This window comes from Pseudomonas sp. HMSC076A11, assembly GCF_001810205.1.
Classification (GTDB): Bacteria; Pseudomonadota; Gammaproteobacteria; order Pseudomonadales; family Pseudomonadaceae; genus Pseudomonas; species Pseudomonas aeruginosa.
The window spans coordinates 1-392 of sequence record NZ_KV800257.1; the positions used below are offsets into that span (position 1 = coordinate 1).

Sequence of the window (392 nt, forward strand, 5' to 3'; positions counted from 1 at the left end):
CTTTTTATAGATTGAATAATATTCCTTGTGTAGTCTTTCGTCGGGGGAGTACCACATCCTGTCAACATCGGGACTAGCCTTATCAAAAACTCCGGACATGAAGAAGGCAGCATCACCATTTCCTTGACTGGCAGCAAGAAGATAATAGCTCGCCGCCTTGGGGAAGTTATGCTCTACTATCTTATAATACGCCCCTAACTCATAATTAGCCGGTGAATAACCCTGACTGGCAGCGCAATTGGTATACGCCAAACCCAAATCTTTCTTCTTAGCTACATAAATATAAAGCTTTCCAAGCTCAGTCAATGCCGGCGGATTTCCCAAGCTGGCGGCCTTATCCAGGAAGGTAAGTCCATCCGTTGCAGGATTCTTGACCCCGGCACGATTACCGA

General features: G+C 46.2%; 1 protein-coding gene. It reads right to left on the bottom strand.

Translation table 11 applies throughout. The features are described 5' to 3' along the window. A partial coding sequence (locus tag HMPREF2716_RS00745) for a tetratricopeptide repeat protein (protein ID WP_141762299.1) occupies window positions 1-392 on the bottom strand: 392 nt, incomplete at both ends.